This is a genomic window from Geodermatophilus saharensis (genome assembly GCF_900188205.1).
GTDB lineage: Bacteria > Actinomycetota > Actinomycetes > Mycobacteriales > Geodermatophilaceae > Geodermatophilus > Geodermatophilus saharensis.
In genome coordinates this window covers 401,689-428,231 of the sequence record NZ_FZOH01000002.1, presented here as the reverse complement: position 1 = coordinate 428,231, position 26,543 = coordinate 401,689, and the positions used below count along the sequence as shown (strand labels likewise).

Genomic DNA, 26,543 nt, shown 5'->3' with positions numbered 1-26,543 from the left:
GGGTAGAGGGCGGTCCGGTTCCCGACCCGGAGGTGCTCGATGACGAGTGTGTCCAAGCCGGCGGAGGCGCCCGGCGCCATCCGCAGCCTCATCCCCGCGCGGATCGACCGGTTGCCGTGGTCGCCGTTCCACACGCGGATGGTCGTCGCCCTCGGGGTCGCCTGGATCCTCGACGGCCTGGAGATCACCGTCGCGAGCTCCGTCACCGCCGTGCTCACCGAGCCGGACACGCTGGACTTCACCGCGGCGCAGGCCGGCCTGATCGCCACGGTGTACCTGCTCGGCGAGGTCTTCGGTGCCCTGCTGTTCGGCAACCTCTCCGACCGGCTGGGCCGGCGGAACCTGTTCATGATCACGCTGGCGGTCTACCTCGTCGGCAGCGGCCTGACCGCCCTCACCCTGGGCAACGGCACCGGCTGGGTGTGGTTCCTGTACCTCACCCGGTTCGTCGCCGGCATGGGCATCGGCGGTGAGTACGCGGCGATCAACTCCGCCATCGACGAGCTCATCCCGGCGCGCTACCGCGGCCGGGTCGACATCGCCGTCAACGGCACCTACTGGGGCGGCGCCGTCCTGGGGACGCTGGGCACCTTCGTGTTCCTCAACGTGGTCGACGTCAGCCTGGGCTGGCGGCTGGCCTTCCTGCTCGGCCCGGTGCTCGGCCTGGTGATCCTGGTGGTCCGCCGGCACCTGCCCGAGAGCCCCCGCTGGCAGGTCATGCACGGCCGCGAGCGGGAGGCCGAGGAGTCGATCAGCCTCATCGAGCGGGAGGTCGAGCACGGCGGGACCCGGCTGCCGGAGGTCGACGAGAGCAGGGCCATCGAGCTCACGCCGGCCACCGACATCGGCTACCTCGCGCTGCTGCGGGTGCTCTTCCGCGAGTTTCCCGGCCGCGCGGTCCTCGGCGCCACCCTGATGATCACCCAGTCGTTCCTCTACAACGCGATCTTCTTCACCTACGCGCTGGTGCTGACCGACTTCTTCGACGTCGACAGCGGGTCGGTGCCGCTGTTCTTCATCGCCTTCGCCGTCGGCAACCTGGCCGGCCCGTTCGTGCTCGGCCACCTGTTCGACACCGTCGGCCGCCGCCGGATGATCGCGTTCACCTACGTCCTGTCCGGCGTGCTCCTGGCGATCACCGCCGTGCTGTTCCAGGCCGGGGTGCTCAACGCGATCACCCAGACCATCGCCTGGTCGATCATCTTCTTCTTCGCCTCCGCCGGGGCCAGCTCGGCCTACCTCACCGTCAGCGAGATCTTCCCGCTCGAGGTCCGGGCCAAGGCCATCGCCGTCTTCTTCGCCATCGCCCAGCTCTTCGGCGCCTTCGGCCCGTGGTTCTACGGCAAGCTCATCGGCGAGGGGGAGAGCACCGGGCCGCTGTTCGTCGGCTACCTCATCGGCGCCGGCGTGATGGTCCTCGGTGGCGTCGTGGCCGCCTTCCTCGGTGTGGACGCCGAGGGCAAGTCCCTCGAGGACGTCGCCACGCCGCTGGCCGCCCGCCGTCCCGGCACGCGGGTCGAGGGCGCCGCCCGGCCGCGGTCCTGACCCGGGCGGCGGTCGCCGGCCGGCGGCAGGATCGAGGGGTGCCCTTCGACCCGCCGTCGGCCGTGCTGCGCACCACCGGCGCCGGCGGCTGGACGCTGGTCGAGCCGCTGGCCTACCGGGGCCGGGAGGAGCGGTTCGTCGTCCCGGCCGGCTTCGAGACCGACCTGGCCACCGTGCCGCGGCCGGTGCTGTGGCTGGTGCCCGAGGCCGGGCGCTACACGCTGGCGGCGGTGCTGCACGACTGGCTGTGCACCGTCGGCATCGCCACCGGCGTGGTCACCTCCCGGCAGGCCGACGGCCTCTTCCGCCGGGCGATGCGCGAGGCCGACGTCCCGGTGCTGCTGCGCTGGCTGATGTGGACCGGCGTCCGGTGGGGGGCGCTGGCCGATCCGCAGCGCCGCCGCGGCTGGCTGGCGACGGCGCCCGGCGTCCTCGCCGTGTCGCTGCTGGCCACCCCGCTGGTGCTGCCGTCCGTGGTGGTCGTCCCGGGCCTGCTGGTCTACGCCGCCGCCGAGCGGCTGGTCTCGGGCAGCTCGGGCGTGCGGCCGTGGTCGCGGCGCCGGGGTAGAGGCCGGCGGGCCCGCTGACCTCATCCGCCCCGCGGTGCCGGGACCCGGTCGCTGCCGCCCGCGCCCGGCCGGCAGCGGCGCAGCCGGCGCACGGTGAGCCGCCCGCCGCGCAGGAGGCCGTGGGTGCGCAGCGCCTGCAGGCCGTAGGTGGAGCAGGTGGGGGTGAACCGGCACACCGGCGGGCGGGTGGGGCTGACCCGCTGCCGGTAGCCGACGACGAGCCGGGCCGGCCACCGCGCGGCCCACGGCGTCCCGACCGGAGCCGGCGCGACCAGGGCCGCGGGCAGCGCCGACCACAGCAGGCTGAACAGGCTCAGGGCGTCGCAGCCCTCGTCGCAGCCGTCCCAGGAGGAGCCGCCGGAGCGCCGGGACCGTCGGGAGGCTCGGCGTCGGGTGCAGCCCGGGCGGTTGATCACGGGGCGGCATGGTGCACGGCACCCGTCGCGGGCGGAAGGTCCGCCCGCGCGCGTCGTGCGTGCAACGGTTCGTCCCGCCCGTCCCGTGCGCTCCCTCCCGCCCCACGGGTGCCCGGCTCCGGTGGCGGGACTGCCGAACCTGGGGACACGACCCCAGGCCCGCGGGCCCGTTCCAGGAGGCACCCGATGACCGTGCCGTCGTCCCCCCAGCCGTCGTCCCCCCAGCCGTCGTCCCCTCAGCCGTCGTCCCCGCAGCCGGCACAGCCCGACCACCGGCTGACCGAGCTGCGCGCCGGCATGTCCGTGCTCAGCAGCGCCGCCGCCGACCTCGGCGTCGGCGACCAGCCCCGCGTCCGCGTCCTGCCCGACGGCGGGCTGTGGCTGACCGAGCAGCAGGTGGAGGTCAGCGCCGCCGACGTCTACCAGGCCGCCCGCGGCCTGGTGGCCGCCCAGCTCGACGCGATCGCCCGCGTCACCGGCCGGTCGGTGGAGGACCACGCGCTGGCCTGGCTGGTCACCCTGCAGACCAACGAGGTGATGGTCGGCCTCGGGGACGGGACCGTCGCCGAGGACGACGCCGCCTGACGCGGGACCCGCGGCCGGACACCGCGGCACGCGCCCCGCGCTGACCCGGCGTGAGACCGCCCACAGCCGGGATGCGGCGCGGGGCCGGCCGCATTGACCTCCTCGTGCGGAACGTCTGGGGTCTCACGCGCTGCCGTGAGGTGGACCTGTGCCGGGTGACGAGCGCCGGCTGACCGGTGCCGCCCGCGCGTCGTCATCCCCTCCTCCCTCCCGGAAGGCACGTCCGTGCTCGCACGTCTCCGCCGCGTCCCGTTCGCGGCGCAGGTCCTCCTCGCCCTCGTGGTCGGCGTCGCCCTGGGCCTCGTGGCCCGCGAGATGGGCCCCGTCGCCGACGGCACGCCCAACTGGCTCACCAGCACCCTGCAGACCGTCGGCGGCACCTTCGTCACGCTGCTGAAGGCGCTGGTCCCGCCGCTGATCGTCACCGCGGTCATCGTCAGCATCGCCAACCTCAAGCAGGTGTCCAACGCCGCCCGGCTGGCCGGGCAGACGCTGCTGTGGTTCGCGATCACCGCGCTCATCGCCGTCACCATCGGCATCGGCCTGGGCCTGCTGACCCAGCCCGGCCGCAACAGCTCCGTCGACGCGGCCAGCGCCACCGACCCCGGCACCACCGGCGGCTGGTGGGACTTCCTCACCGGCCTGGTGCCCGGCAACGTCCTCGGCCTGCAGGCCTCCGCCGCCGACGACGGCTCGATCGGGCTGTCGTTCAACGTGCTGCAGCTGATCGTCATCGCGGTCGCCGTCGGTGTCGCCGTCCTCAAGGTCGGCGAGCCGGCCGAGCCGTTCCTGCGGCTGGTCCGCTCCGCCCTGGCGATCGTCCAGAAGATCCTCTGGTGGGTCATCCTGCTGGCCCCGATCGGCACCGTCGGTCTCATCGGCAACGCCGTGGCCAGCTACGGCTGGGAGTCGCTGGGCTCGCTGAGCGTCTTCGCCGGCGCCGTCTACGCCGGTCTGGCGCTGGTGCTCTTCGTCGTCTACCCGGTGCTGCTGCGCCTGCACGGCCTCTCGCCGCTGCGGTGGTTCGCCGGTGCGTGGCCGGCGATCCAGCTGGCCTTCGTCTCCCGGTCCTCGATCGGCACCCTGCCGGTGACCGAGCGGGTCACCGAGCAGAGCCTCGGGGTGCCGCGGTCCTACGCCTCCTTCGCCGTGCCGCTGGGCGCGACGACGAAGATGGACGGCTGCGCGGCGATCTACCCGGCGCTGGCGGCGATCTTCGTGGCCCAGTTCTTCGGCGTCGACCTGTCGGTCACCGACTACCTGCTCATCGCGCTGGTGTCGGTCGTCGGCTCCGCCGCCACCGCCGGGGTCACCGGCGCGGTGGTCATGCTGACGCTGACGCTGTCCACCCTCGGGCTGCCGCTGGCCGGCGTCGGCCTGCTGCTGGCCATCGACCCGATCCTCGACATGGGCCGCACCGCGGTGAACGTGGCCGGCCAGGCGCTGGTGCCCACGATCGTCGCCAAGCGCGAGGGCATCCTCGACGTCGAGCGGTTCCGCTCCGGCCGCGCGGCCGGCCCGCTGCCCGAGCAGACCGGCGGCTTCGACGCCGACCTGCGCGCGCCCGCGGCCGTCTGACCGCAGCACCACCGGCGACGGGCCGGTGACCTCCTCGCGGGGTCACCGGCCCGTCGCCGTGTCGGGGGTCGCGGCCCGCCCGGACGACCCCGGTGAGGAGGCGTCCGCACGTCGGTGGCCGGGGGCCGGACGCGGCCCGACGGCCCGTCCAGCCTGCGATCCCGCGGCCCGCCGGACCTCCTCCGCGCTCCGCGGGACCGTCGGCCCCCGCCGACCGGGTCCTTCGCCGGTGGGGCACCGTGCGGCCGCTGCCTAGCGTCGTACCGGTCAACAGCCGAGGGACGAGGTGGTGAGCGCATGACCCGCGCGATGGTGGTCTACGAGTCCGTGTTCGGTGACGCCCGCACGATCGCCCACGCGATCGCCGAGGGGCTGTCGGCCTCCCTCCCGGCGGACGTCGTCGCGGCCGCCGAGGCCCCGGCGGAGCTCGGCCCCGACGTCGGGCTGCTGGTCGTGGGCGGGCCGAACCACGCCTTCGGGATGCCCCGCCCCTCCACCCGGGAGAGCGCGGTGCAGCAGTACGGCGCCGACATCGCCGACACCGGTCGCGGTCTGCACGAGTGGCTGGAGGCCGTCCGGGCACCGGCCGGGATCGCCGCGGCCGCGTTCGACACCCGGGGCAGCGGCCACCCGGTGCTGACCAGGATGGACCACGCGTCGCGGACGGAGGAGAAACTGCTCGGCAAGCTGGGGGCGCGGGTCGTCACCCCCTCCGAGCACTTCTCCGTCGTCGACACGAAGGGCCCGCTGGTCGCCGGTGAGGAGGAGCGCGCCCGCGCCTGGGGCGCCACCCTCGCCGAGCTGGTGGCGTCCCGGTCCGTGAGCAGCTGAGGCCGGTGGGACCGGTGACCGGTACCCGGGTCGTGGCCGGCCCCGCCGCCGACACCCCGCCCGCCCCGCAGCCGCCGGGCTGGGTGCCGCTGCGGCCGACCGCGGCCGACCTGGCCCGCCAGGTCCGTGACGTCGTCGCCGACCTGCCCCGGTTCGTGCTGGCGCCGCTGCTGCGGCCCTGGCACCGCCGCTGGGGGGCGACCCGCGCGGAGGTCGCCGCGCCGATGCCCGGCGACGACGTGTTCCCGCGGGCGCAGCTGCAGGCCACCCGGGCGATCACCGTCGCCGCGCCGCCGGCGGAGGTGTGGCCCTGGCTGGTGCAGGTCGGCTGCCTGCGCGCCGGCTGGTACGCCGACGACCTGCTCGACGACCTCGCGCACCCCAGCGCCCGGCAGATCGTGCCGGAGCTGCAGGACCTCGAGGTCGGCCGGTGGCTGCCGATGGCACCGCAGCCGACGGAGACGACGGCCTTCGTCGTCGACTCCTTCCAGGCGCCGGAGTGGATGCTGTGGCGGACGCCGTCCAGCACCTGGGCCTGGCGTCTGACGCCGCTGCCCGACGGCCGGACCCGGCTGGTCTCGCGGTTGCGGTTCGCCTACGACTGGCGGCACCCGGCCGGGATCGTGCTCCTGGAGCTGGGCGACTGGCCCATGGTGCGCCGGATGCTGCGTGGCATCCGGGAGCGTGCCGAGGCCGAGCACCGCCGCCGCGTCCCGCTCCCGGTCCGCCCACGGCGGTTGGCCGCGATCAGGGCGGTGCACACCGCGGCCTGGGCGTCGATCGAGTCCTGCGTCGGCTACCTGGTCTGGTCGGGCCTGCGGGGCCGCAGCGACCGGCGGGCGGCCGCCGCCGCCGCGGTCGTCGCCGGCGAGTGCCTGGTCTTCGCCGCCGGCGGTTTCCGCTGCCCGTTGACCGGCCTGGCCGAGCGGGCCGGTGCGACCAGTGGCTCGGTGACCGACATCTACCTGCCGCGGTGGTTCGCGGCGAACCTGCCGGCGATCCACCTGCCGCTGCTGGTGCTCATCGGCTGGCTGCACCGGCGCGCTCTGCACCGCGGACGCTGACCGCGTGGACCTCCCGCCTGGCGGTGGAGGTGGTCCGGCGACTGGGGCCGACCCCCAGGTGACGGCCGACCGTTGCCGTCGGGAGGCGACGCTGGCCGCCCCGGTGGCGGTACCGGTGACGATGGCCGCGGCCTTCGCCGTCCTGCGGCGCCTGCTGCCGCCGAGGCCGGCGTACGTCGTCGGCTTCGCCGTCTACTGGGCCGGCTGGTGCCTCGGCTTCCCGCTGTGGGTGCTCGGGCCGCGGGGCGTCGCACGCGTGCTGCGCGCCGGACGCCGACCGGGCCCGGTCGACGTCGCGATCCTGGCGTTCCCGGTGGCCGGCGCCGTCGGTGCCGCGCTGCTGCCGGACCGCCGTCTGGTCGACGGGCAGGTCGCCGCGGTCATGGCCGGCACCGCCGCGGTCAACGCCGTGGGCGAGGAGGTGCTGTGGCGGGGGCTGTTCCTCGCCGAGTTCCCGGACGACGTCGTGCGCGGCGCGCTGTGGCCGCTGGCCGGGTTCACCGCCTGGCACCTGGCTCCGCAGCTGGTCCTGCCGTCCTCCCGCGGCCGTGCCGGGTTCCTGCTCGGCGCGGCGGTGGTCGGTGCGGCGTCGACCGCCGTCGCCTGGCGCACCGGCGGGCTGCGGTCCGTCCTGCTGCCGCACGTGCTCACCGACGCCTGCGGCGTCCGCGTGGCCCGCTTCTGGCTGGGCCGCTGATTCCGGGCCCGCGCCGACCGGGGACCGTGGCCCGGCACCGCCCCGGCGAACGGAGGGCCGGTCGCACCCGATCCCCCGACGTCCCGGAACGGGCAGGGGCGGAGGTCCTCGGCTGCAGGGACGGACCCTCCGGTTGGCGCGGGACCCGCGCCCCTGCCCGGCCACCGCCTCCGCCCGCGAGCCTGGCGGGGAGTCCTGGAGGTGGTTCGGATGGGCAAGCGGCAGATCGCCCGGCTGTTCGTCGGGAGCCTGCTCGCCGTGGTGGCGGGACTGGCGCTGATGGCGTTGGGCGGCGGACTGGCCATCGCCAACGACGTGCTCGTCACCCGCGGCCCCGACGTGGTGGGAGTGGACGCGGGCGCGGGCGGCTGGGTGCTGATCGCCCTGGCGATCGTCGGCGTCCTGGTGCTGCTGGCGGCCGGGGTGGGGCTGCTGGTCGCCTGGGTGGCGGCACTGGTGGTCACCGCCCGGCTGGAGGACAAGACCTGGTTCCTCGTGCTGCTGGTCACCGGTCTGGTCAGCCTCGGCATCGTCGGGATGGTCCTCTACCTGGTCGCCGGGCCGGACGACCAGCCCGCCCGACCGCCGGCGCAGCCGTGGACGGCCGGAGCCGGCCGGTGACGCGCCGCGCCGGGACGCCGCCACGGCCGGCGCGAGCGCGCTTGCGCCACCCCTCGCGGCGGTCGCGAGGGCACTCGTGGTGACGGCGCCGCTGCGGGCGCCCGGACTCACGGTGAGCGCAGCGGAGGCGACGGTGGAGGCCGGGCAGCCGCTGGAGGTCACCGTCCGGTTCGCCGCCGACCGCCCGACCGAGGTCACCGGCGGGCAGGTGGAGCTGGTACGGCACGGGATGGTGGCCCACGCCGAGCGGGGCTGGATGGGCGCCGGCGCCACGGTGAGCCTCCGCCGCTCCGCCGTCCTCGACCGCGCCGACGTCGACCCGGCCGGGCCGCTGGTCGCCGGGCAGCACCTGGTGCGCTCGGTGACGCTGGCCGTGCCGGCGGGGGAGGCCAGTGTCGACGGCTACCTCGTGCAGCAGGCGTACGCGGTCCGCGCCCGGCTCGACGTGTCCCACGGCCGCGGCGCGGAGGCGGGTACCGCGGTGCGCGTCACCTCGCGCGCCGCGGAACGCAGCTGGGTGGCCGACACGACGGCGGTCGTCGACGACGCCGGCGTGGCCGTCCTCGGCATCGAGGACGTGACCGGCCGGCGGCTGTCCGGCGGCGTCCCGCTGACCGGGACGGTGACCGTGACCCCCTGCCGCACCGGTCGCGCCCGTGGCGTGCGGGTCGAGCTGGTGCTCGCCGAGCAGGTGCCGGCCCGCTCGCCGGAGATGCCGCTGGAGGAGGACCGCGCCGCGACGACCGTGGTCGCCACCGCGGCGGTGGCCGGACCCCTCGACCTGGAACCCGGCGCGGTGCTGCGGCTGCCCTTCACCCTCCGGCCTCCGCTGCCGCTGCCCGCCCCGTCGATCAGCGCGCCGGAGTTCACCCTCCGCTGGCTGCTGCGCGCCGTCGTGGACCGCCCGCGACGGCCCGACCCCACCACCACGCTGGAGCTGTGGGCGGCCACCGCGCCCTGACCGCGGACGGAGGAGACGCGATGCGGGCCGACGAACGGCACGAGACCCGCCCCCGCCTGACGGTGTTCGAGCGGTTCGGCGGTGCCCGGTCGGAGCGGCGGGTCCGGGCCGGCCTCGAGGCCCACCCGGAACGGCGTCCCGGCCGCTGGCCACCTCGGGCCGACCGGCGGGGCCCCCTCACGGTCGCTGCCGACGTGCACGTGGTCACGGTGGGCTGCGGGACGCCGGCCTCGAACGCCTACCTGGTCCGCTCCAGCGGGTCGTGGGTCCTCATCGACGCCGGGTGGGCCGGCGACGCGGGCGAGATCCGGCGGGCGGCCGAGTCACTGTTCGGTCCCGCCGCGCGCCCGACCGCGATCCTGCTCACCCACGTCCACCCCGATCACTCCGGCGCCGCCGGCGACCTCGCCCGCGCCTGGCACGTGCCGGTGTACGTCCACCCGGACGAGCTGCCGATGGCCGCCGGGAAGTACCTCCCCGACTTCGACATGCCACTCGACCACTGGGTCCTCGTGCCGATCATGCACCTGCTGCCGGCCAGGACCCGGTCCCGCATCGAGGCCGCGGGCGACATCACCGACGTCACCCGTCCCCTCGACCCCGACGGCGTCGTGCCCGGGCTGCCCGACTGGGAGTGGACCGCCGCACCCGGGCACACGCCCGGGTCCGTCGCCTACCTGCGCCGTGCCGACGGCGTGCTGGTCTCCGGGGACGCGCTGGTGACCGTGGACCTGAACGCGGCGTCAGGGCTGCTCGGCGGGCGGCACCGGCTGGCCGGACCGCCCTGGTACACGACCTGGGACCGGGAGACGGCCCGGCGGTCCGTGGCGGCGCTGGCCGCGCTGGGACCCCGGACGTTGCTCCCCGGGCACGGGTACCCGCTGGCGGCCGGGACGGCGGAGGCGCTGCGCTCCTTCGACCGCGAGGAGCTCGATCGCCGCCCGCGGCTCGACCGCGTCCTCGTGCCCCTCGGGGCCCCCGGCCCGGAGCGGTACCGGCCACCGCCGCGGCTCTACGCCCGGCTGCAGTGGCTGGGACACGTCCTGACCGCCCTGGGGCTCAGCCCCGGCTACGTGGTAACCCTCGAGGTCCCGGGCCGCCGCAGCGGCGTGATCCGGCGGACCACCCTGGTGCTGGCCCGGTACGAGGGGCAGGGCCACCTGGTCTCGCTGACCGGTGAGTCCGAGTGGGTGCGCAACGTCCGCGCGGCGGGTGGCCGGGTGGTGCTCGCCCGCCACCGGCGGCGTCAGGCGGTGACGCTGGTGGAGGTGCCTCCCGCGGAGCGTGCGCCGGTGATCCGCTCCTACGTGCTGCGAGCGGCTCGCCGGCCCGGTTCGACGGCGGTCGCCCGGGAGGCGCGCGCCTTCTTCGGCGTCGGCCCGGACCTCGCCGCCGAGGAGATCGCCGCCGTGGCCGACCGGTTCCCGGTCTTCGCGGTGCGACCGGACACCGGGTGACGGGTCCGTGGGCGCCGGCGGGGGCGCTGGTGGGCTCGCCCGCGAGGAGTCGTCCGACCCTCGTGGGGATGACCACCAGCCCTGGGCCGGCCGGTCCCCGCCCTGGAGGCTGACCGGGAGGGGTGGTGGAGCGATGACCTCGTCGACGACGTGTCCCCGGCCGGGCTCGCTGCGGGGCGGGCAGCTCGGGCAGCGGCTCCGGTCCGCGATCGGCGACGGCGCCGCGTCGCTGCGCCGCGCGCTGCGCACGTCGGTCGCGCGCGGGACCGCCGCGCTGCGGCATCTCCTGCGCCGTGCGGCAGACCCCGTCGTGGGCAGCGGGTCGGACCCCGTCCCGGCCGAGGGGGTGACCGCCGCCGCCGCGGGCGCCGGGACGACCGGGGCCGCCGACCGGCGCCTCGCGCGGCGCCTGTCGGTCGCCGTCGCCGGGCTGATGGCGGCATCGTCGGTGGCCGGGCTGACCTGGCGGGGGCTGTACCGGGACGCACCGGCCAACGCGGCCACCTTCCGCGCCTACGACCTGGGGTCGTTGACGGTCGCCACCCCGCTGCTGGCAGGAGCCCTGGCCCGCGCCCGACGAGGCTCTCCCCGGGCCGAGCTGCTGTGGGCGGGGATGCTCGCCTCCGTCGTCTACACGTACGCCTACCACGTCTTCGGGGCGGCGTTCAACGCGCTCTTCCTGGTCCACGTGGCGCTGTTCGGGCTGGCGGCCGTGGCGCTGGTGCTGGCGCTGCGGTCCCTCGACGTCGCGGCGATCGCCGACCGGATCCGGCCGCGGACGCCGGTCCGCGCGGTCAGCGCCGTGCTGGGACTGCTGGCTGCCTCGCTCGGGGGGATGTGGACCTGGTTCTCCCTCCGGTTCGCCGTGACCGGCGCCCCGCCGGAGGAGGGGCTCCTGCTCCAGCCTGCCCCGGTCGGCCACCTGGGCTACGCGATGGACCTGACGACGTTGGTGCCGGGCTACGCCACCGCGTCCGTGCTGCTCTGGCGGCGGCGGCCGTGGGGGTACGTGCTCGGGGCCGTGCTGCTCGTCGCCAGCGCCGTCGTCCAGGTGGACTACGTGCTCGCCCTCGCCGCCCAGGCGGCGGCCCGCATCCCCGGCGCCACGGCGTTCGATCCGCAGGAGCCGTTCATCGCCGCAGCCATCACCGGGGCGGCCGCCGTGCTGGTCGCGGGCCTGCGGCCGGACCCGGGCACCCGGGGAGCCGCGCACGCGGGCCCCGCCGCAACGGAGGCACGCCGGTGAGCGCCGGACCGGCGCGACCGGACCCGCTGCTGGACGCGGCGCTGAACCTGGCCCGGTTCCACGGGGAGCACGAGCGCTTCTACGCCTCGGCTCCGCTGGAGACGGCGCTGCGGCTGCAGCGGCACGCCCGTGCCCTGCTGGCGCTCGCGGACCGGTGGACCACCGTCGAGCCCGCGGCCTCCCGGGCCGTGAGCCCCTTCGCGGGAGCCTAGGACCTCGACAGCGAGGCCGCGACCGCACTGGACGGGGTGCTGTTCATGGAGGGCGAGGGCCGTCCGGCCGAGCTCACCGCGATGATCGGCGAGCTGCGCGCCGACGCCGAGACCTTCGCCGGCGGGGGGCGGTGGCTGGCCGACGCGATGGCCGCCTCCTGGCAGACGGCCGCGACCATGCTGCAGTTCGACGAGCTGGCCGACGTGATGGGCGAGCGGCACCGCATCATCAGCAACGACTGGCTGGCCGCGCACGTGCAGACGCTGATCGCCACGCTGCTGGCCCGCGCCGCCGACATGCTCGAGCGCATCGAGCTCACCCCCGCGGCGGTGCGCGCCGACCTGGCCGGGCCCCGGGTCGCTCCCCGCCGGCTGTACGCCACCGCCGAGGTCGTCTCCCGCGCCGCGGACCTGTGCTGCGAGTCCGCCGAGCTGGTGCACGACAACGAGCGCCGCTGGCGGGTCACCCGGGAGCGCACCGAGCAGCTCGTCCGGGCGATGACCGCCGGCGACGCCCCGGCGGCCGCCACCGGTGCCGGCGCGGGGACCACGCCGGTGGAGGACCCGTGAGACCGGCCGCCGTGACCGCGGGAGCGGCGGTCGCCGGCCACGTCGGCCTGCAGTGGCTCGGCCGGACACACGGCGCGACCCGGGAGGAACGCCGACGGCGCCTGCCGGGGGACGACCTGGTCGCCGCGCCGCAGGCGACCACCACGCACGCGATCACCGTCGACGCCCCGCCCGAGCGGGTGTGGCCGTGGCTGGTGCAGATGGGCTGGGGACGCGCGCAGTGGTACACCGCCCGCTGGGTCGACCTGCTGCTGTTCCCGGACAACGGGCCCAGCGCCGACCACCTGGTGGCCGAGTGGCAGGACCTGCGGGTCGGCGACCGCGTCCTCGACGGCTCCCCGGAGAAGCACACCGGGTTCGTCGTGCGGCTGCTCGAGCCGTCCCGGCAGCTGGTGCTGCACTCCCGGGAGCACCTGCCCCCGGGGTGGGCCGAGAGGTACGGCGCCACCATCGACTGGACCTGGGCGTTCGTGCTCGACCGGCTGCCCGGCGACCGGACCCGGTTCCTGCTGCGCAGCCGGCTCCGGTTGCGGCCGTGGTGGGTGGAGGCCCTCTACCTGGCCGTCGTCGTCCCGGCCGACTTCGTCATGGCCCGGCAGATGCTGCGCGGGGTGAGGACGCGGGCGGAGGCGACGACCGCCGGGGACCTGGCCGCGGTCGGCTGACCGGTCACCGGTCCCTGGTCCGCGCTACTCCGCGGGCGGCCCCGGCTCCGCCGGCCGGAAGGCGACGAACGGGTGGCCGCGGACGAACCGCCGCAGGGCGGCGTCGTCGCGCAGGTCGCCCCAGCCCAGGACGCGGCTGAAGAACCTCAGCCGGTGCGGGTGCTCCCGGCGGAACCGGCGGGCGACGTCGACGGCCTCGTCGTCAGAAAGAACCGCTGCCGCGGGGTGAACGTCGCCCCGCCCAGCTGCACCGTCGTCGCGGGGTGTGCCTGCAGGTTGCGGTACCAGTCGGTCTGCGGTCCCCAGGCGGCACAGATGACGGCCTCGCCGGTCGCCTCGTCGTGGCGCAGCACCATCGCCACCGTCTGGTGCGGCCGGCCGGTCCTGCGGCCGAGGTGGGTGAACGCCAGGAACGTGCGGCCCACCGCCGGCCCGGCGTCGTGCTGATAGGCCTTCAGCGGTAGCCGGAACACCGCCCGCGCCAGCCGGCCGGGCCTGCGCCGCAGCCCCAGCAGCGGCCGGTCGCCACCGGCCGGGCGGGACCTGTCCGCCGTGGTCATGCCACACCTCCGTCGGGGTGGGCCGAGGCGCCCGGCACCTGACCAGGCCGTGGTCCGGGCAGCGCCGGCTCGGCGCGGGGCAGGCCGAGGCGGCCCCGCGTGGCGACCGCCAGCACGGCGGCGCCGGCCACGACGGTGCCCAGGACGACCAGGTCCACCGCGAGCGAGTCCGCGGTCAGCACCAGGTCGTCGATCGCGGGGGTGAAGCTGCCGTGCAGCAGCACGCACAGCAGCACGCTGCCGGTCCGGTTGTACAGCCACGTGTAGTAGACGGCGAGGAAGGCCGGGAGCACGAACCCCAGCGGCCCGTACAGCGGCACGTGCCAGACGCCCCAGGCCAGGCCGAGGACGGCGGTCGCGCCCAGCGGGGAGAAGCGTCGCTGCAGCCGGGGCAGGGCGAAGCCGCGCCAGCCGGGCTCCTCCAGACCGCCGCCGACGGTGGCCACGACGGCGAACCCGGCGAGGTAGGCCGGTGTCCGCTGCGCCAGCAGCCCCAGGTCGATCGGGGTGCCGGTGAGCGCCAGCACCGCGTTGACGACCACCAGCAGGGCCACGGGCACGCCGAGGGCGAAGGCCCAGAACCGGGCCGGGACCCGCCAGACGAGCAGCCCGCGCAGCCAGCCGCGCAGATCTCCACCGCTGGACCGGATGACGACCACGGCAGCGGCGAACGGGGCCAGCGCACCCAGGGCCAGCAGCAGGAAGCCGCCGGCGCCGCCGACACCGACCAGGCCGGGCAGCCACAGCAGCCACGCGCCGCCGAAGGCCAGGAGGAAGAACGCGGGCAGCTGGTGGCGGGCCACCCACCCTGCCGCCGGCGAGGCGGTGTCGGGCAGCGTCCGCGCCTGCGGGGAGCCGGTCATGACGCTCAGGGTCCCGGCAGCCGGGACCGGCCTGGAGCGGGAAAGGTCCCCCGGCGACCGGCCGTTGGTCCCGGCCACCGGCCGTCACACGCTCCCGTCAGCGGTGACCGATGCGGCGCCGGAGGGGCCGAAGTGCCCCGGGGTGCCGCGACCGCAGACGGGGAGACTCCCGGTGCGGCGAGCCCGCGACGCCCGCCCCGGGCGGTCGTGGCGGCCACCGGACCCGACGCCGCAGCGGAGGAGGACCGACGGTGCAGCCTGCCGGAGAGGACCCCGAGGACCTGGGAGGTCCTGACCGAGTCCGAGTGCCGGACCCTGCTCGCGGGCGCGGCGGTCGGCCGGCTCGGCTTCACCACCGGCGCGCTGCCGGCGATCACCCCGGTGCCCTTCGCCGTGCGTCACGGCCGGGTCGTGATCCCGGCGCTGCCCGGGAGCCGGGAGGCGTCCGCGTGCCGCCGCGCGGTCGTGGCGTTCGAGGTCGACTCCGTCGACCGGGGCGACGGCAGTGCCTGGGCGGTGACGGTCGTGGGGCACGCCCGGGTCGTGACCGGCAGCGACGAGATCGCCGCGCTCGACGACCTGGGACTGCGGCTCTGGGCCGGTCGGAGCGGCTGCTACATCGTCGTGGAGACCAGCCAGGTGACCGGCTGGCGCGTGCTCTCCCAGGGCCGCAGGACCGACGAGGTCGACCGGGTCCGCGCCGGCGCGTGAGCCGGTGGCCTCCCCGTGGCGGCTGGGGCCGGTGACGGTGTGGAGCTCCGCCGCGTGCGACGCACGGTGGGTTTGCCGTCACCGTTTGCTGCCGTCGACGCCAGGGAAGAACGGATGGCTGCCTCCGGAACCGGATCGTGCCAATCTCGACGGCATGACCGATGAGTCGACGTCGGCCGAGGACACGGAGTCGCGCCACACCGGTGACCCGGCCACGCTGCTGTCGGGGATGCGGCTGACCGAGCTGGTCGGGGAGGTCCAGGAGCGACTGGCGACCGTCGCCCGCAGCCAGCAGCGGGTGCAGCACCTGCTCGACGCCTTCCTCTCGGTCGCGACCGGGCTGGACCTGCGCGGCACCTTGTGCCGCATCGTCGAGTCGGCGACCGAGCTGGTCGACGCCCGCTACGGGGCCCTCGGCGTGCTCGGCCGGCACGGTGGGCTGAGCGACTTCATCACCGTCGGCATCGACGAGGAGCTGCGCGCACGGATGGGGCCCCTGCCGGAGGGCAAGGGCGTGCTCGGGCAGCTGATCAGCCATCCGTACCCGTTGCGCATCGTCGATCTGCGCGAGCACCCCGCGGCGGTGGGGTTCCCGCCGCACCACCCGCCGATGACCACCTTCCTCGGCGTCCCGGTCCTGGTCCGCGGGGAGGTGTTCGGCAACCTGTACATGACCGAGAAGCGCCACGGGGAGTTCACCGCCGAGGACGAGGCGGTGCTCACCGCCCTGGCCGGCGCGGCGGGCATCGCGATCGACAACGCCCGCCTGTACGAGGAGAGCGAGCGCCGACAGCGCTGGCTGGCCGCGATCGCCGACGTCCGCGCCGAGCTGCTCGAGCGTGTCACGGCGGAGTCGCCGGACGGAGCGCTGGACCTCATCGGCGAGCGCGTGCGCACCCTGACCGAGGCCGACGGCGCTTGGCTGCTGATCGGCCCCGACGCGGACGGCACCTACCGGGTGGTCGCGCAGAGCGGCAGCGGGCTCGCCGACATCGCGGGCACCGGCCTGACCCCGGCCGACAGCCCGGTGCTCGAGGCGGTGCAGGCCTCCGCCGGGGAGGTGGTCACCCTGGACATGAGCGGCCTGGCCTACGACGGCCCGAACGCGCACATCGACTGGGGACCGTGCATCGCCGTCCCGCTGTGCGGCAGGCACGCCGACGACGCCGTCCTCATCGCCGCCCGGCGGGCCGGCGCCGAGGAGTTCGACACCGCGACCGCTCCACTGGTGACCGTCTTCGCCGACCAGGCCGCAGCGGCCCTGGACACCGCCGCCCGGCAGCGGCAGGCCCGCCGCCTCGACGTCTACGAGGACCGCGACCGCATCGCCCGGGACCTGCACGACCACGTCATCCAGCGGGTGTTCGCCACTGGGCTGGGGCTGCAGGCGGCGCTGCCCCGGGCCACCGACCCGGCTCTGCGCCGCCGGCTGCTCGACGCCATCCGCTCCCTCGACGGCATCGTCAAGGACATCCGGACCACCGTCTTCGACCTGCACACCTCCGACAGCGAGGGCTCCGACAGCCTGCGGCGGCGGCTGCTCGACGTCGTCACCGAGACCGCCGGTGAGGACCTGACGGCCACCGTGCGGATGTCGGGGGCCGTCGACAGCCTGGTCACCGGCGAGCTCGCCGCCGACCTCGAGGCCGTCGTCCGCGAGGGCGTCAGCAACGCCGCCCGGCACGCCGCCGCGACACACGTCACCGTCACCGTCGACGTCGCCGACGACGTCGTGGTCGAGATCGCCGACGACGGCCGTGGCATCGACGAGCGGGTCGCGAGGTCCGGGCTGCGCAACCTCGAGGCCCGTGCTCACGGCCGCGGCGGCGAGGCGAGCACCGAGCGCCGCCCCGAGGGCGGAACCCGGCTGCGCTGGACAGCGCCGCTGGGATGACCGGCGGTCACCGCGCCGCACCGGACGGCCCGTTCGGCGACCCTGCCCAGCGGGGCGAGCCGTGCGTCGCCGACCGGTGCCCGCACGACGCCGCCGTCCTGCTCGCCGGCGGGCTGGCCGCACTCGGCTCCGCGGCACGCAGCGCGAGAGGCGGATCCCCGTGATCCCGCCGCGGGTGCCGGTCAGCGGAGCGGAGCGGACGGCGGGGCGGCGACCGGCCGCAGGCGGCAGCCGGTCACCGCTCGCCCCGTGCCTCCGGGTGGCTCATCCTCGTGGTGCGGTACCACCGCACCGCCGGTGTGCGACGCCGGCTGCGGGGCCCGGCCGTCGACGGGTCGAGGAGGTGGGTCGGCTGGCCAGGACGTCGTGCCGGGTCCTCGGGCACACCGGGGCCTGGACGTGTCTCGGCGGGGGATGTCTGCGTGTCCGGACGTGCAGGCGCTGTGGCGAGGTCGAGCAGGAGCAGGAGCACGCCTGGGGGGAGTTCGAGTACCTGACCGCCGATCGCTGTGAGCAGGAGCGCCGGTGCCGGCGGTGCGGCCGGGCGGAGGCTCGCGTCCTGCACCGGTGGGGGCCGTGGCAGTACGTCGGCCCGGACAGCTTCCTGCTCAAGCTGCAGCAGGTGCACACCTGCCGCCGCTGCGGCGTGCAGGAGCAGACGGACTTCGAACGAGCCTTCTAGCCGGGAGGGACCCGTGTCCGAGATCGACCCCGACCGCCTCGCGGGACGCACCGCCGCCGGATCCGGCATCGGTCGAGCCACCGCGCTGCGCCTGGCGCGGGAGGGCCCGCACGTCGTGGCCCCGGACATCTCCGAGCAGCGCCTGGAGCCGTTGCTCGAGAGGATCCCCGGGCTGCCGCTGGTCCCCGTCGCCGGCGAGGGGGTGATCGTCGACGTGTCGTCCGGGGCCGGGTCCCGCGCCTCCGCGTCCGGAGTCGCGCACGCCGCCTCGACGGTCGCCGTCGACGGCCTGGCCAGGAGCACCGCGCTCTCCCACCGGGAGCAGGGGATCCGGTGCGACGTCGTCGCCCCCGGACCCGTGGCCACCGCCATCGAGGCGCTCGGGCGCTCGGCGCTCGCCGGCCACGTCGTCGGTCCCGTCGGGCAGGCCACCACCCCGCCGATCGCCCGGCCGGAGGAGCCGGCCGCCGCGATCGCGTGGCCGGCGCCGGGGGAGGCGAGCACCGTCCACGGCGTGATCCCGGCCTGTGACGGGGGCCCCCGCCAGGGACCCGGGGGAGATCCTGGCGGGGGCCGTGTGGACGTGCAGGTCAGGGGCGGTGGCGCCCCCGGGGATCAGATGTCGTAGTACATCGCGAACTCGTGCGGGTGCGGCCGCAGCCGGATCGGGTCGATCTCGTTCTCCCGCTTGTACTCGATCCACGTCTCGATCAGGTCCGGCGTGAACACCCCGCCGTCGACGAGGTACTCGTGGTCGACCTCGAGCCGGTCGAGGACGGCGTCCAGCGACGCGGGCACCTTCTCGATGCCCAGGGCCTCCTCGGGCGGCAGCTCGTAGAGGTCCTTGTCGACCGGCGCCGGCGGCTCGATCTTGTTCTTGATGCCGTCGAGGCCGGCCATGAGCATCGCCGAGAAGGCGAGGTAGGGGTTGGCCGACGGGTCGGGCACCCGGAACTCGATGCGCTTGGCCTTGGGGTTGTCACCCGAGATCGGGATGCGGCAGCAGGCCGAGCGGTTGCGGGCGGAGTAGACGAGGTTGATCGGCGCCTCGTAGCCGGGCACCAGCCGGTGGTAGCTGTTCACCGTCGGGTTGGTGAAGGCCAGCAGCGACGGGGCGTGGGCCAGCAGGCCGCCGATGTAGTGGCGGGCGGTGTCGGACAGCCCCGCGTAGCCGGTCTCGGCGTGGAAGAGCGGCTCGCCGTCCTTCCAGAGGCTCTGGTGGCAGTGCATGCCCGAGCCGTTGTCACCGAACAGCGGCTTGGGCATGAAGGTGACGGTCTTGCCCGCCTGCCAGGCGGTGTTCTTGATGACGTACTTGAACAGCATCAGGCTGTCGGCGGAACGCAGCAGCGTGTCGAACTTGTAGTTGATCTCCGCCTGCCCGGCGGTGCCCACCTCGTGGTGCCCGCGCTCGAGCTCGAGCCCCACGCCGGCCAGGTTGCTCATCATGTCCGCGCGCAGGTCGCTGTAGTGGTCGTAGGGCTCGACCGGGAAGTAACCGCCCTTGGCGCGGGTCTTGTAGCCGAGGTTCGGGCCGACGCCGTTCTCGCCGGTGGGGGAGCCGGAGTTCCAGGAGCCCTCGACCGAGTCGATGTGGTAGTAGCCCTCGTTGATCCCGGTCGAGTGGCGGATCGAGTCGAAGATGTAGAACTCCGCCTCCGGCCCGAAGTAGGCGGTGTCGGCGATCCCGCTGCTGGCCAGGTACGCCTCGGCCTTCTTCGCCACGTTGCGCGGGTCGCGGCTGTAGGCCTCCCGCGTGATCGGGTCGTGGATGAAGAAGTTGACGTTGAGCGTCCGGCTCTTGCGGAACGGGTCGACGAAGGCGCTGTTGGCGTCGGGCAGCAGCAGCATGTCCGACTCGTTGATGGCCTGGAAGCCGCGGATCGAGGACCCGTCGAAGCCGAGACCGTCGGAGAAGGTGTCCTCACCGAACGCCGACGCCGGGATGGTGAAGTGCTGCATGACGCCGGGCAGGTCGCAGAAGCGGACGTCGACGAACTCGACGTCGTTGTCGCGGATGTAGGCGGCGACCTCGTCGGGACTGGTGAACATCGATCCTCCGGGAGTGGGCGGACAGCCGCTGGAACGCTATGGCCGGGCGGTTGCCCGGGGGTGTCCCGACTGTTTCGGGGCGGTAACAACGGCCCCGGCGTGTCGCACGGGCCGTTCTCGGACGGGCCCGGGTGACGAACGGGAACGGCCCTCCTGCAGGGTCCCGTCGCGAGCGCGCGAGGGGCGGGGGGCAGGAGGGTCCTCCAACTAGGCTTGTCGCATGGTCGGGGACGCGCAGCCACCCTCTCAGGAGCGCCGGCGGGGCGCCTCCCTGGGTCTGCCCGGTGACGGTCCGGGCTCGCTCGCCCCCTTCGGCACCCGCGTCCTGGCCTTCCTCGTCGACGCCGTCCTCTCCGCCGTCGTCGCCGGCCTGTTCACCGCGCCCGACCTGCCGGGCAACTGGAGCCTGCTGTCCTTCGCCGTCGTCTACGTGGTGTTCCTCGTGGCGGTGGGGCAGACGCCGGGCATGCGCCTGCTCGGGCTGCGGCTGGCCCACCCGCGGCCGGCGGCCCGTCTGGCGCTGTGGCGCGCCGTCGTGCGCACCGGGCTGCTCATGCTGCTGGTGCCCGCTCTCGTCGTCGACGCCGACGGCCGCGGCCTGCACGACCGGGTCACCGACACCGCCGTCGTCCGGGACCGCTGACGGTCCGCCGGTGATCGTGCGCCGGGAGCGGCCGGCGGACTCCGTCGCCGTGGACGCCGTCCACCGGGCGGCCTTCCCCACCCACGTCGAGGCCCGGCTGGTCGGGGAGCTGCGGCGCGACGCCGGCTTCCTGCCGCACCTGTCGCTGGTCGCCGTCGACGGTGGGGAGGTGATCGGGCACGTGATCGCCACCCGCGGCCGGGTGCAGCCGGCCGGCGCGCCCGCGCTGGGCATCGGGCCGGTCGGCGTGCGGCCCGACCGGCAGCGCGCGGGCGTGGGCACCGTCCTGGTGCACGCCCTGCTCGCCGTCGCCGAGGCGGCCGGTGAGCGCCTGGCCGTCCTGCTGGGGTCCCCGGACTACTACCGGCGGTTCGGCTTCCTGCCCGCCGCCGACCTGGGGATTGGGTCGCCCGACCCCGCCTGGGGCGTGCACTTCCAGGCTCGGGCGTTGGCCGACGCCGCCCCGCGCGGCACCTTCCGCTACGCCGCGCCCTTCGACCGGCTCTGAGGCGCACGGACCCCCAGGGACGCTAGCGGCGGCGGACCTGCCGCTGGCTCACCGACATCTGCCGCCCGCCGGGCAGCGGGCCGCCGGGGACGGGCATCTTCGGACCGCCCAGGGCGGCCATGCGCCGGCCGAGGGTGTTGACCTCGGCGGCGGACAGGTTGCGCGGCAGCTTCATCACGTGGGTGCTGAGCTTGCGCAGCGGGACCTGGCCCTCCTCGTCGCCCACGGTGAGGTCGTAGATCGGGGTGTCGCCGACGACGCGGGCGATCTTCTTCTTCTCCTGCGCGATCAGGCCGCGGACGCGGGCGGGGGAGCCCTCACCGACGAGCACGATCCCGGGCCGGCCGAGCACGCGGTGGACGGTGTCGAGCTGGGCGGTGCCCGCGACGCCGGAGGTGACCCGCCAGTCGCCGCGCATGCCCTCGAGCACCCACGCCGCGGCGCCGGGCTGGCCCTCGACCTGGCGGTAGGCCGAGCCCTGCGCCCGCCGGCCGAAGACGATCATGGCCGCGAGCACGCCGAGGACGATCGCCAGCGGCAGCATCAGGAACGGCGCGCCGAAGAGGACGGCGAGCAGCTCGACGACGCCGGCCACCGCCACGAAGGCGATGAGCATCAGCCAGGGCAGCCGCGGGTCGTTCTTCCGCGTCAGCGAGTAGGCCTGCTTGATCATGCGGAACTGGTTGCCGACCCGCTTCAGCCGGCCGACCTTCGGCTGGCCGTCCTTGCCGAGCTTCGGGGCCTTGCCCTGCCGGCCCTTCTCACTCGCGGCGGTCGCCCCGGCCGCGGTGGCACCCCCGCTCGACCGGCCGCGCCCTGCGGTGCCGGGGCCGGTCGCGGCCTTGCCGCGGCCGGGGGGCGCGGAGGAGTCGGTGGGCTTGCTGCGTGCCATGCCCCCAGGATAGGGGCGCGCGGGCGCCCGTCCGCTCAGATGGTGGTGCCGGTCAGCCCCGAGGAGCGAGACCGCGCGCCTCGATCGCCTGCTGGTAGAGCCGCCCGGCGCGGTAGGAGCTGCGCACCAGCGGACCGGCCAGCACGCCGGGGAAGCCGATCTCCTCGGCCTGCTGCTGGAAGCCGACGAACTCGTCGGGCTTGACCCAGCGGACGACGGGGTGGTGCCGCGGCGAGGGGCGCAGGTACTGGGTGATGGTCAGCAGGTCGCAGCCGGCCTCGTGCAGGGCCCGCATGGTGTCGACCACCTCGTGCGGCTCCTCGCCCATGCCGAGGATGAGGTTGGACTTGGTGACCAGGCCGGCCTCGCGGGCCGCCGTGATGACCGCCAGCGACCGCTCGAAGCGGAAGCCCGGCCGGATCCGCTTGAAGATCCGCGGCACGGTCTCGACGTTGTGGGCGAGCACCTCCGGCCGGGAGGAGAACACCTCGGCCAGCTGGGCCGGGTCGGCGTTGAAGTCGGGGATGAGCAGCTCGACGCCACAGCCGGGGACGGCGGCGTGGATCTGGCGCACCGTCTCGGCGTAGAGCCAGGCGCCGCCGTCGGGCAGGTCGTCGCGGGCGACGCCGGTCACCGTGGCGTAGCGCAGCTGCATGGCGGCGACGCTCTCGGCCACGCGGCGGGGCTCGTCGGCGTCGAAGTCGGCAGGCTTGCCGGTGTCGATCTGGCAGAAGTCGCACCGGCGGGTGCACTGGTCACCGCCGATGAGGAAGGTGGCCTCCCGGTCCTCCCAGCACTCGTAGATGTTGGGGCAGCCGGCCTCCTCGCACACGGTGTGCAGGCCCTCGCGGCGGACCAGCGACTTGAGCTCGGTGTACTCCGGGCCGGTCTTGAGCCGGGTCTTGATCCAGTCGGGCTTGCGCTCGATCGGGACCTGGCTGTTGCGCACCTCCAGGCGCAGCAGCTTGCGACCGGCGGGCTCGACCTTGGCAGGGGAGGACGTGGGGGCCGCCGTCTCGCTCATGACCTGCACGGTACCCCCGGACGCACACCGCCCCCGCTGCCTGCGGGAGGCAGCGGGGGCGGTGGGGGACGTCCCGGCGGGGCTCAGGCCTGCCCGGCCGCGGGGCCCGCGGTCGGACCCTCCTGGGCGTTGCCGCCGCTGGTGAACGGCTCGGGAGCGGTCTGCGTCGGGTCGGTGGCGCCGACGTTGTCGTCGCCGGCCACGTTCTGGGCGTCGCGGATGCCCATGTCGGACTCGGCGGGCGCGGAGTCCCCGGCGACGAACATCGCGTCGGAGACGGTCTTGCCGGACTGGTCGTTGCTCGGGGAACTGGGCACGGGGTCCTCTCGGTAGCTGGGCACGGGCCCGTCACCGGCGGGAGCCGGCGTCCACGGGTCGTCCTTCTTGCGGCGCAGGACCGCGAAGGTGCCCGTACCCAGCGCGAGCGCCAGCAGCACCCACGGCCAGCGCCGGCTCTCCGACGCCCCGGCGCGCTGCGCCTTCGCCCTCCCCCTGGCCGCCTTCTGCTTCGCTTTCGCCTTGACCTTCGCCTTCGCGGCCTTGCGGGTCGTGGTGCGCCTCGCGTCCCGGCCGGCCCGGCCGACGCCGGACACCAGCCCGGCGCGGCGGTGCTCGAGCTCACCGAGCGCGGTGCCGACCCCGGCGACGACGCTCTCCCGGGCGGTCCCGAGCGCGGGGACGACGGTGTCGCGGGCGGCCGCGACCCGGGGCGCGACCTCGGCGGCCAGCGCGGTGCGGGTCGCCTCCTGCACGGCCTCCAGCCGCGGCCCGAGGTCGGCGGCCGTCCGGGCCGCCGCGGTGCCGGCGGCGGCCAGCGCGGCGGTGACCGCGGGGCCGGCGGTCTCGCGGGCGGCCACCACCCGCGGGGTGAGCGCCGCGACGGCGGCGTCGACCCGCTCGCGGGCGACGTCCAGCGCCGGGCCGGCGGCGTCGCGGGCGGCTCCCACGCGCGGGGCGAGGGCCTCACGCGCGGAGGTGACGGCGGGCGCGGCGGCGGCTGCGGCCGCGGCGACCTTCGGGGCGACCGCGACCCGGGCGGCGTCCAGGACCGGGCCGGCCACCTCGAGGGCGGCGTCGACGCGTGGCCACAGGTGCTCCGCGGCGGCCAGGCGGGCCTCGGTGACGGCGGCTCCCAGGTGGGTCAGGCTCTCCTGGAGCTCGGCCCCGATGACCTGGCCGTGGGTCTCGGTCCCGACGACCGGGTCGCGGGACGATGAGCGGAACACGGGATGCACCTCCGGTTGATCGACTCCGGCCATCCTGCCCGCTCGGCCGGATCGGCACATCCCGGGGCGGTGCGCCCGCGCACCGCCGGCCGCGACGCGTCAGGCGGTGCGCACCAGCGGCTGCCGCTCGGCGGCCAGCCAGCGCAGCAGGTCCCCGACCGGCATGGGCCGGGCGACGGCGTAGCCCTGCGCGACGTCGCACCCCAGGGCGGCCAGCCGGGCGGCGGTGACCGCGTCCTCGACGCCCTCGGCGACCAGGCTCAACCCGAGGTCGTGGGCCAGCGCCACGGTGTGCCGCACGATCGCCGCGGCGCGCTCGTCCTCGGCGACGTCGGCGGTGAGGCTGCGGTCGAGCTTGAGCTCGTCGGCCGGCAGGCGGCGCAGGTAGGCCAGTGAGCTGTAGCCGGTGCCGTAGTCGTCGATGGAGGTGCGCACGCCCAGGCGCCGCAGCTCGGCGAGCACGGTGCGGCCGCGCTCGGGGTCGGCCATCAGGGTGTCCTCGACCAGCTCGAGGGTCAGCGCCGCGGCCGGCAGCCCGTGGTGGGCCAGCTGGGCGGCGACCTTCCCCGGCAGGTCGAGGTCGGCCACGTTGGCCGCCGACAGGTTCACCGACACCGGGACGCGGTGCTCGGCCCACCAGCGCGACACCGCGTCGAGCGAGCGCTCGAGGACGGCGTCGGTGAGCGGGCGCAGCAGGCCGGCCTGCTCGGCGGCGGGCAGGACCACGGCTGGCCCCAGCAGCCCGCGGACCGGGTGGTGCCAGCGCAGCAGCGCCTCGACGCCGACCACCCGGCCGTCGTCCATGGCGACCTGCGGCTGCAGGTGGACGTCGAGCTCCCCGGCCACGAGGGCGGTGCGCAGCTCCTCCATCGTGCGCAGCCGCTCGCCGGAGCCGCTGGTGGGGTCGGGGACGTAGACGTGCACGCCGGTCCGCTCGGTCTTGGCCGCGTACATGGCGACGTCGGCGCAGCGCAGCAGCTCCTGGACGTCGTCGGCGGGGACCGGCGCGGTGGAGACGCCGATGCTCACCCCGACGTGCAGCCGGACGCCGTCGACGGTGAACGGCCGGCGCAGCAGGTCGTGGACGGCGCGGGCGCGCTCGGCGGCGGTGGACAGGCCGGCGTCGGGCAGCAGGACGGCGAACTCGTCGCCGCCGAGGCGGGCGAGGAGCTCACCGCGTGCCAGCGCCGGGGCCAGGCGCGGGCCGACCTGGCGCAGCAGCTGGTCGCCGGAGCCGTGCCCGAGGCTGTCGTTGACCTCCTTGAACCCGTCGAGGTCGAGCAGCAGCAGCGCCGCGGGGCGGGCGGTGGTGGCCCCGGCGAGCACGGTGCGGGCGGACTCGAGCAGCGCGCGCCGGTTGGGCAGGCCGGTCAGCTCGTCGGTGCGGGCCTCCTGGCGGACCGCCGCGAACGAGCGGACCTCGCGGAAGGTGACCGCGGTGCGGGCCAGCGCGGCGAGCACGCAGCCGACGGCGAGCCAGCCGGCGCTGCCCGGCAGGTCGTCGCCGTAGCCGGCGGCCAGGACGGCGAGCGCGGCCAGCGTGCCGGCCAGCGGGAGGGCGACCAGGCGCCAGGTGATCCGCACCCCGCCGTCGTCGCCGCGCGGCGCCGGGTCGCCGGTGGTGCGCTGCGCGGCGACCGCGGCGCACAGGACGCCGGCCAGCCACACCAGCTCCAGCGGGCCGCCGTCGGTGTAGCGGCCGGCGACGCTGAGCGCGAACAGGGCGGCGTCGGCCACGGCGAAGAACGCCACGGCCCCGGCGGCCAGCAGCAGCGTGCGGTCGGCGTGCACGCCGAGGATGGCGCACACGCCCGCGACCAGGGCCAGCAGCAGGACGTCGGCGGCCGGCCAGGCCAGCTGCAGCAGCGAGACGTCGCCGTCGGCGCCGAGGAAGGGACCGAGCACGAAGCCGATGCCCACGGCCGTCGTCCCCAGGGCGACGACGACGCCGTCGAGCCACATGCTGGTCAGGAAGCGGGCCACGCGGGCGCGGATGAAGACGAACAGCGCCACGTAGAGGCTGCCGTAGGCGACGGCGACGCTGGAGTCGCCGAGCAGCGACGGCGTGGTGCCGGCCTGCCCGGTCTGCAGGATCCGGACGACGTTGCCGAGCGCCCCGATGACGAGCGTCGTGGCCAGCGCCCGCCAGGCCAGGGCCTCGCGCGGTGCCGTGCGGGCGGTCAGCCAGCACGCGGCGCCGGCGGCCAGCCACGGCACGTGGTAGACGACGACGTCGTAGAGGACGTCCCACACCGCCCCGCCGGGGCGGGGCCCGATGCCGGTGGTGAAGGTGGCCACGCCGAGGACCGCGACCACCAGCAGATGGTCGCGGGGGCCGGCTCCCGGGGACCGGGGGGACACCGCTGCGGCGCGCACGGGTACTGCATCGGCGGGCAGCGCGCCCGGGTGCACCCCGGCGGCCCGGGCCGACCCCTCCGGGTGAGACGGCGCCGCGCGCTAGGCTGGAGGGG

The 26,543-nt window shown here is 75.8% G+C and carries 27 protein-coding genes; 19 read left to right on the top strand and 8 right to left on the bottom strand.

Annotated features, from left to right (window positions below):
* Positions 1–39 precede the first annotated feature (39 nt).
* On the top strand, positions 40–1,545 hold the full coding sequence (locus CHC04_RS06300; RefSeq protein WP_089403019.1) for an MFS transporter: 1,506 nt from the start codon (positions 40–42) through the stop codon (positions 1,543–1,545).
* A 38-nt stretch (positions 1,546–1,583) separates the two neighbouring features.
* Positions 1,584–2,132, top strand: a complete 549-nt coding sequence (locus CHC04_RS06295) for a DUF1353 domain-containing protein (RefSeq protein WP_245817025.1) — start codon at positions 1,584–1,586, stop codon at positions 2,130–2,132.
* Between the two features lie 2 nt (positions 2,133–2,134).
* Here CHC04_RS06295 and yidD read toward each other — a convergent pair whose 3' ends face one another.
* Positions 2,135–2,530, bottom strand: a complete 396-nt coding sequence (gene yidD, locus CHC04_RS24770) for a membrane protein insertion efficiency factor YidD (protein WP_245817024.1) — start codon at positions 2,528–2,530, stop codon at positions 2,135–2,137.
* A gap of 186 nt (positions 2,531–2,716) precedes the next feature.
* Here yidD and CHC04_RS06285 point away from each other — a divergent pair, with 186 nt between their 5' ends.
* The 12 genes from CHC04_RS06285 (at position 2,717) to CHC04_RS06235 (ending at position 13,017) form a co-directional block, all read left to right on the top strand.
* A complete protein-coding gene (locus CHC04_RS06285) occupies positions 2,717–3,115 on the top strand; it encodes a hypothetical protein (protein ID WP_245817023.1) in 399 nt (132 codons plus the stop codon).
* 225 nt (positions 3,116–3,340) lie between these two features.
* A complete protein-coding gene (locus CHC04_RS06280) occupies positions 3,341–4,693 on the top strand; it encodes a dicarboxylate/amino acid:cation symporter (RefSeq protein ID WP_089403018.1) in 1,353 nt (450 codons plus the stop codon).
* Between the two features lie 297 nt (positions 4,694–4,990).
* Complete coding sequence (locus tag CHC04_RS06275) at positions 4,991–5,524, top strand: flavodoxin family protein (RefSeq protein WP_089403017.1); 534 nt, start codon at positions 4,991–4,993, stop codon at positions 5,522–5,524.
* A gap of 14 nt (positions 5,525–5,538) precedes the next feature.
* Positions 5,539–6,588, top strand: a complete 1,050-nt coding sequence (locus tag CHC04_RS24495) for a hypothetical protein (protein ID WP_217897197.1) — start codon at positions 5,539–5,541, stop codon at positions 6,586–6,588.
* A 58-nt stretch (positions 6,589–6,646) separates the two neighbouring features.
* Positions 6,647–7,285, top strand: coding sequence for a CPBP family intramembrane glutamic endopeptidase (locus CHC04_RS06260; protein ID WP_141233700.1), 639 nt, complete (start codon positions 6,647–6,649; stop codon positions 7,283–7,285).
* A gap of 210 nt (positions 7,286–7,495) precedes the next feature.
* Positions 7,496–7,906, top strand: coding sequence for a hypothetical protein (locus CHC04_RS23455; protein ID WP_141233699.1), 411 nt, complete (start codon positions 7,496–7,498; stop codon positions 7,904–7,906).
* 112 nt (positions 7,907–8,018) lie between these two features.
* Positions 8,019–8,867 carry a hypothetical protein gene (locus tag CHC04_RS06255; RefSeq protein ID WP_141233698.1) on the top strand — a complete coding sequence of 283 codons (849 nt, stop codon included), beginning with the start codon at positions 8,019–8,021 and terminating at the stop codon, positions 8,865–8,867.
* A gap of 20 nt (positions 8,868–8,887) precedes the next feature.
* A complete protein-coding gene (locus tag CHC04_RS06250; protein ID WP_089403370.1) occupies positions 8,888–10,324 on the top strand; it encodes a nitroreductase/quinone reductase family protein in 1,437 nt (478 codons plus the stop codon).
* Between the two features lie 133 nt (positions 10,325–10,457).
* Complete coding sequence (locus CHC04_RS06245; protein WP_089403014.1) at positions 10,458–11,570, top strand: hypothetical protein; 1,113 nt, start codon at positions 10,458–10,460, stop codon at positions 11,568–11,570.
* Complete coding sequence (locus tag CHC04_RS24490) at positions 11,567–11,782, top strand: hypothetical protein (RefSeq protein ID WP_217897196.1); 216 nt, start codon at positions 11,567–11,569, stop codon at positions 11,780–11,782. Before CHC04_RS06245 ends, CHC04_RS24490 begins: the two co-directional genes overlap by 4 nt.
* A 36-nt stretch (positions 11,783–11,818) precedes the next feature.
* Positions 11,819–12,352: a hypothetical protein gene (locus CHC04_RS24485; protein WP_217897195.1), complete on the top strand. Its 534-nt coding sequence runs from the start codon at positions 11,819–11,821 to the stop codon at positions 12,350–12,352.
* Complete coding sequence (locus CHC04_RS06235; RefSeq protein ID WP_141233697.1) at positions 12,349–13,017, top strand: hypothetical protein; 669 nt, start codon at positions 12,349–12,351, stop codon at positions 13,015–13,017. Before CHC04_RS24485 ends, CHC04_RS06235 begins: the two co-directional genes overlap by 4 nt.
* A 146-nt stretch (positions 13,018–13,163) precedes the next feature.
* Here the strand turns inward: CHC04_RS06235 and CHC04_RS06230 are convergent, their stop codons facing one another.
* Complete coding sequence (locus CHC04_RS06230; RefSeq protein ID WP_089403012.1) at positions 13,164–13,577, bottom strand: nitroreductase family deazaflavin-dependent oxidoreductase; 414 nt, start codon at positions 13,575–13,577, stop codon at positions 13,164–13,166.
* On the bottom strand, positions 13,574–14,440 hold the full coding sequence (locus CHC04_RS06225) for a CPBP family intramembrane glutamic endopeptidase (protein WP_089403011.1): 867 nt from the start codon (positions 14,438–14,440) through the stop codon (positions 13,574–13,576). Before CHC04_RS06225 ends, CHC04_RS06230 begins: the two co-directional genes overlap by 4 nt.
* A gap of 207 nt (positions 14,441–14,647) precedes the next feature.
* Between CHC04_RS06225 and CHC04_RS23955 the strand changes: the two genes are divergently transcribed.
* The 3 genes from CHC04_RS23955 to CHC04_RS06205 all read left to right on the top strand — a co-directional run bounded on the left by CHC04_RS23955 (position 14,648) and on the right by CHC04_RS06205 (position 18,355).
* Complete coding sequence (locus tag CHC04_RS23955) at positions 14,648–15,151, top strand: pyridoxamine 5'-phosphate oxidase family protein (protein ID WP_176449837.1); 504 nt, start codon at positions 14,648–14,650, stop codon at positions 15,149–15,151.
* Between the two features lie 154 nt (positions 15,152–15,305).
* Positions 15,306–17,045 (top strand): GAF domain-containing sensor histidine kinase, encoded by a 1,740-nt coding sequence (locus tag CHC04_RS06215; protein ID WP_089403010.1) that lies wholly within the window; start codon positions 15,306–15,308, stop codon positions 17,043–17,045.
* A 695-nt stretch (positions 17,046–17,740) separates the two neighbouring features.
* Positions 17,741–18,355: an SDR family NAD(P)-dependent oxidoreductase gene (locus CHC04_RS06205; protein WP_089403008.1), complete on the top strand. Its 615-nt coding sequence runs from the start codon at positions 17,741–17,743 to the stop codon at positions 18,353–18,355.
* On the opposite strand, the gene glnA is transcribed toward CHC04_RS06205, so the two are convergent.
* Positions 18,343–19,779 (bottom strand): type I glutamate--ammonia ligase, encoded by a 1,437-nt coding sequence (gene glnA, locus CHC04_RS06200; RefSeq protein ID WP_089403007.1) that lies wholly within the window; start codon positions 19,777–19,779, stop codon positions 18,343–18,345. The genes CHC04_RS06205 and glnA overlap by 13 nt on opposite strands.
* A 220-nt stretch (positions 19,780–19,999) precedes the next feature.
* On the opposite strand from glnA, the gene CHC04_RS06195 reads away from it, so the two are divergent.
* Positions 20,000–20,422: an RDD family protein gene (locus CHC04_RS06195; RefSeq protein WP_089403006.1), complete on the top strand. Its 423-nt coding sequence runs from the start codon at positions 20,000–20,002 to the stop codon at positions 20,420–20,422.
* Between the two features lie 10 nt (positions 20,423–20,432).
* Positions 20,433–20,930, top strand: coding sequence for a GNAT family N-acetyltransferase (locus tag CHC04_RS06190; RefSeq protein ID WP_089403005.1), 498 nt, complete (start codon positions 20,433–20,435; stop codon positions 20,928–20,930).
* A 22-nt stretch (positions 20,931–20,952) separates the two neighbouring features.
* Here the strand turns inward: CHC04_RS06190 and CHC04_RS06185 are convergent, their stop codons facing one another.
* From CHC04_RS06185 to CHC04_RS06170, 4 genes are all read right to left on the bottom strand, one after another.
* Complete coding sequence (locus CHC04_RS06185) at positions 20,953–21,822, bottom strand: DUF4191 domain-containing protein (RefSeq protein WP_089403004.1); 870 nt, start codon at positions 21,820–21,822, stop codon at positions 20,953–20,955.
* Positions 21,823–21,874: 52 nt separating this feature from the next.
* A complete protein-coding gene (lipA, locus tag CHC04_RS06180) occupies positions 21,875–22,846 on the bottom strand; it encodes a lipoyl synthase (RefSeq protein ID WP_089403368.1) in 972 nt (323 codons plus the stop codon).
* Positions 22,847–22,929: 83 nt separating this feature from the next.
* On the bottom strand, positions 22,930–24,072 hold the full coding sequence (locus tag CHC04_RS23950; protein WP_089403003.1) for a hypothetical protein: 1,143 nt from the start codon (positions 24,070–24,072) through the stop codon (positions 22,930–22,932).
* A 99-nt stretch (positions 24,073–24,171) separates the two neighbouring features.
* Entirely contained in the window at positions 24,172–26,388 is a 2,217-nt protein-coding gene (locus CHC04_RS06170) for a putative bifunctional diguanylate cyclase/phosphodiesterase (protein WP_245817022.1), read from the bottom strand.
* Positions 26,389–26,543 lie beyond the last annotated feature (155 nt).

Bases quoted from the DNA above. Each gene is read 5' to 3' on its own strand.
- CHC04_RS06300 (WP_089403019.1), top strand. From the start codon at position 40: ATGACGAGTGTGTCCAAGCCGGCGGAGGCGCCCGGCGCCATCCGCAGC.
- CHC04_RS06285 (WP_245817023.1), top strand. From the start codon at position 2,717: ATGACCGTGCCGTCGTCCCCCCAGCCGTCGTCCCCCCAGCCGTCGTCC.
- CHC04_RS06275 (WP_089403017.1), top strand. From the start codon at position 4,991: ATGACCCGCGCGATGGTGGTCTACGAGTCCGTGTTCGGTGACGCCCGC.
- CHC04_RS23455 (WP_141233699.1), top strand. From the start codon at position 7,496: ATGGGCAAGCGGCAGATCGCCCGGCTGTTCGTCGGGAGCCTGCTCGCC.
- CHC04_RS06250 (WP_089403370.1), top strand. From the start codon at position 8,888: ATGCGGGCCGACGAACGGCACGAGACCCGCCCCCGCCTGACGGTGTTC.
- CHC04_RS06245 (WP_089403014.1), top strand. From the start codon at position 10,458: ATGACCTCGTCGACGACGTGTCCCCGGCCGGGCTCGCTGCGGGGCGGG.
- CHC04_RS06230 (WP_089403012.1), bottom strand. From the start codon at position 13,577: ATGACCACGGCGGACAGGTCCCGCCCGGCCGGTGGCGACCGGCCGCTG.
- CHC04_RS06225 (WP_089403011.1), bottom strand. From the start codon at position 14,440: ATGACCGGCTCCCCGCAGGCGCGGACGCTGCCCGACACCGCCTCGCCG.
- CHC04_RS06215 (WP_089403010.1), top strand. From the start codon at position 15,306: ATGACCGATGAGTCGACGTCGGCCGAGGACACGGAGTCGCGCCACACC.
- glnA (WP_089403007.1), bottom strand. From the start codon at position 19,779: ATGTTCACCAGTCCCGACGAGGTCGCCGCCTACATCCGCGACAACGAC.
- CHC04_RS06195 (WP_089403006.1), top strand. From the start codon at position 20,000: ATGGTCGGGGACGCGCAGCCACCCTCTCAGGAGCGCCGGCGGGGCGCC.
- CHC04_RS06185 (WP_089403004.1), bottom strand. From the start codon at position 21,822: ATGGCACGCAGCAAGCCCACCGACTCCTCCGCGCCCCCCGGCCGCGGC.
- lipA (WP_089403368.1), bottom strand. From the start codon at position 22,846: ATGAGCGAGACGGCGGCCCCCACGTCCTCCCCTGCCAAGGTCGAGCCC.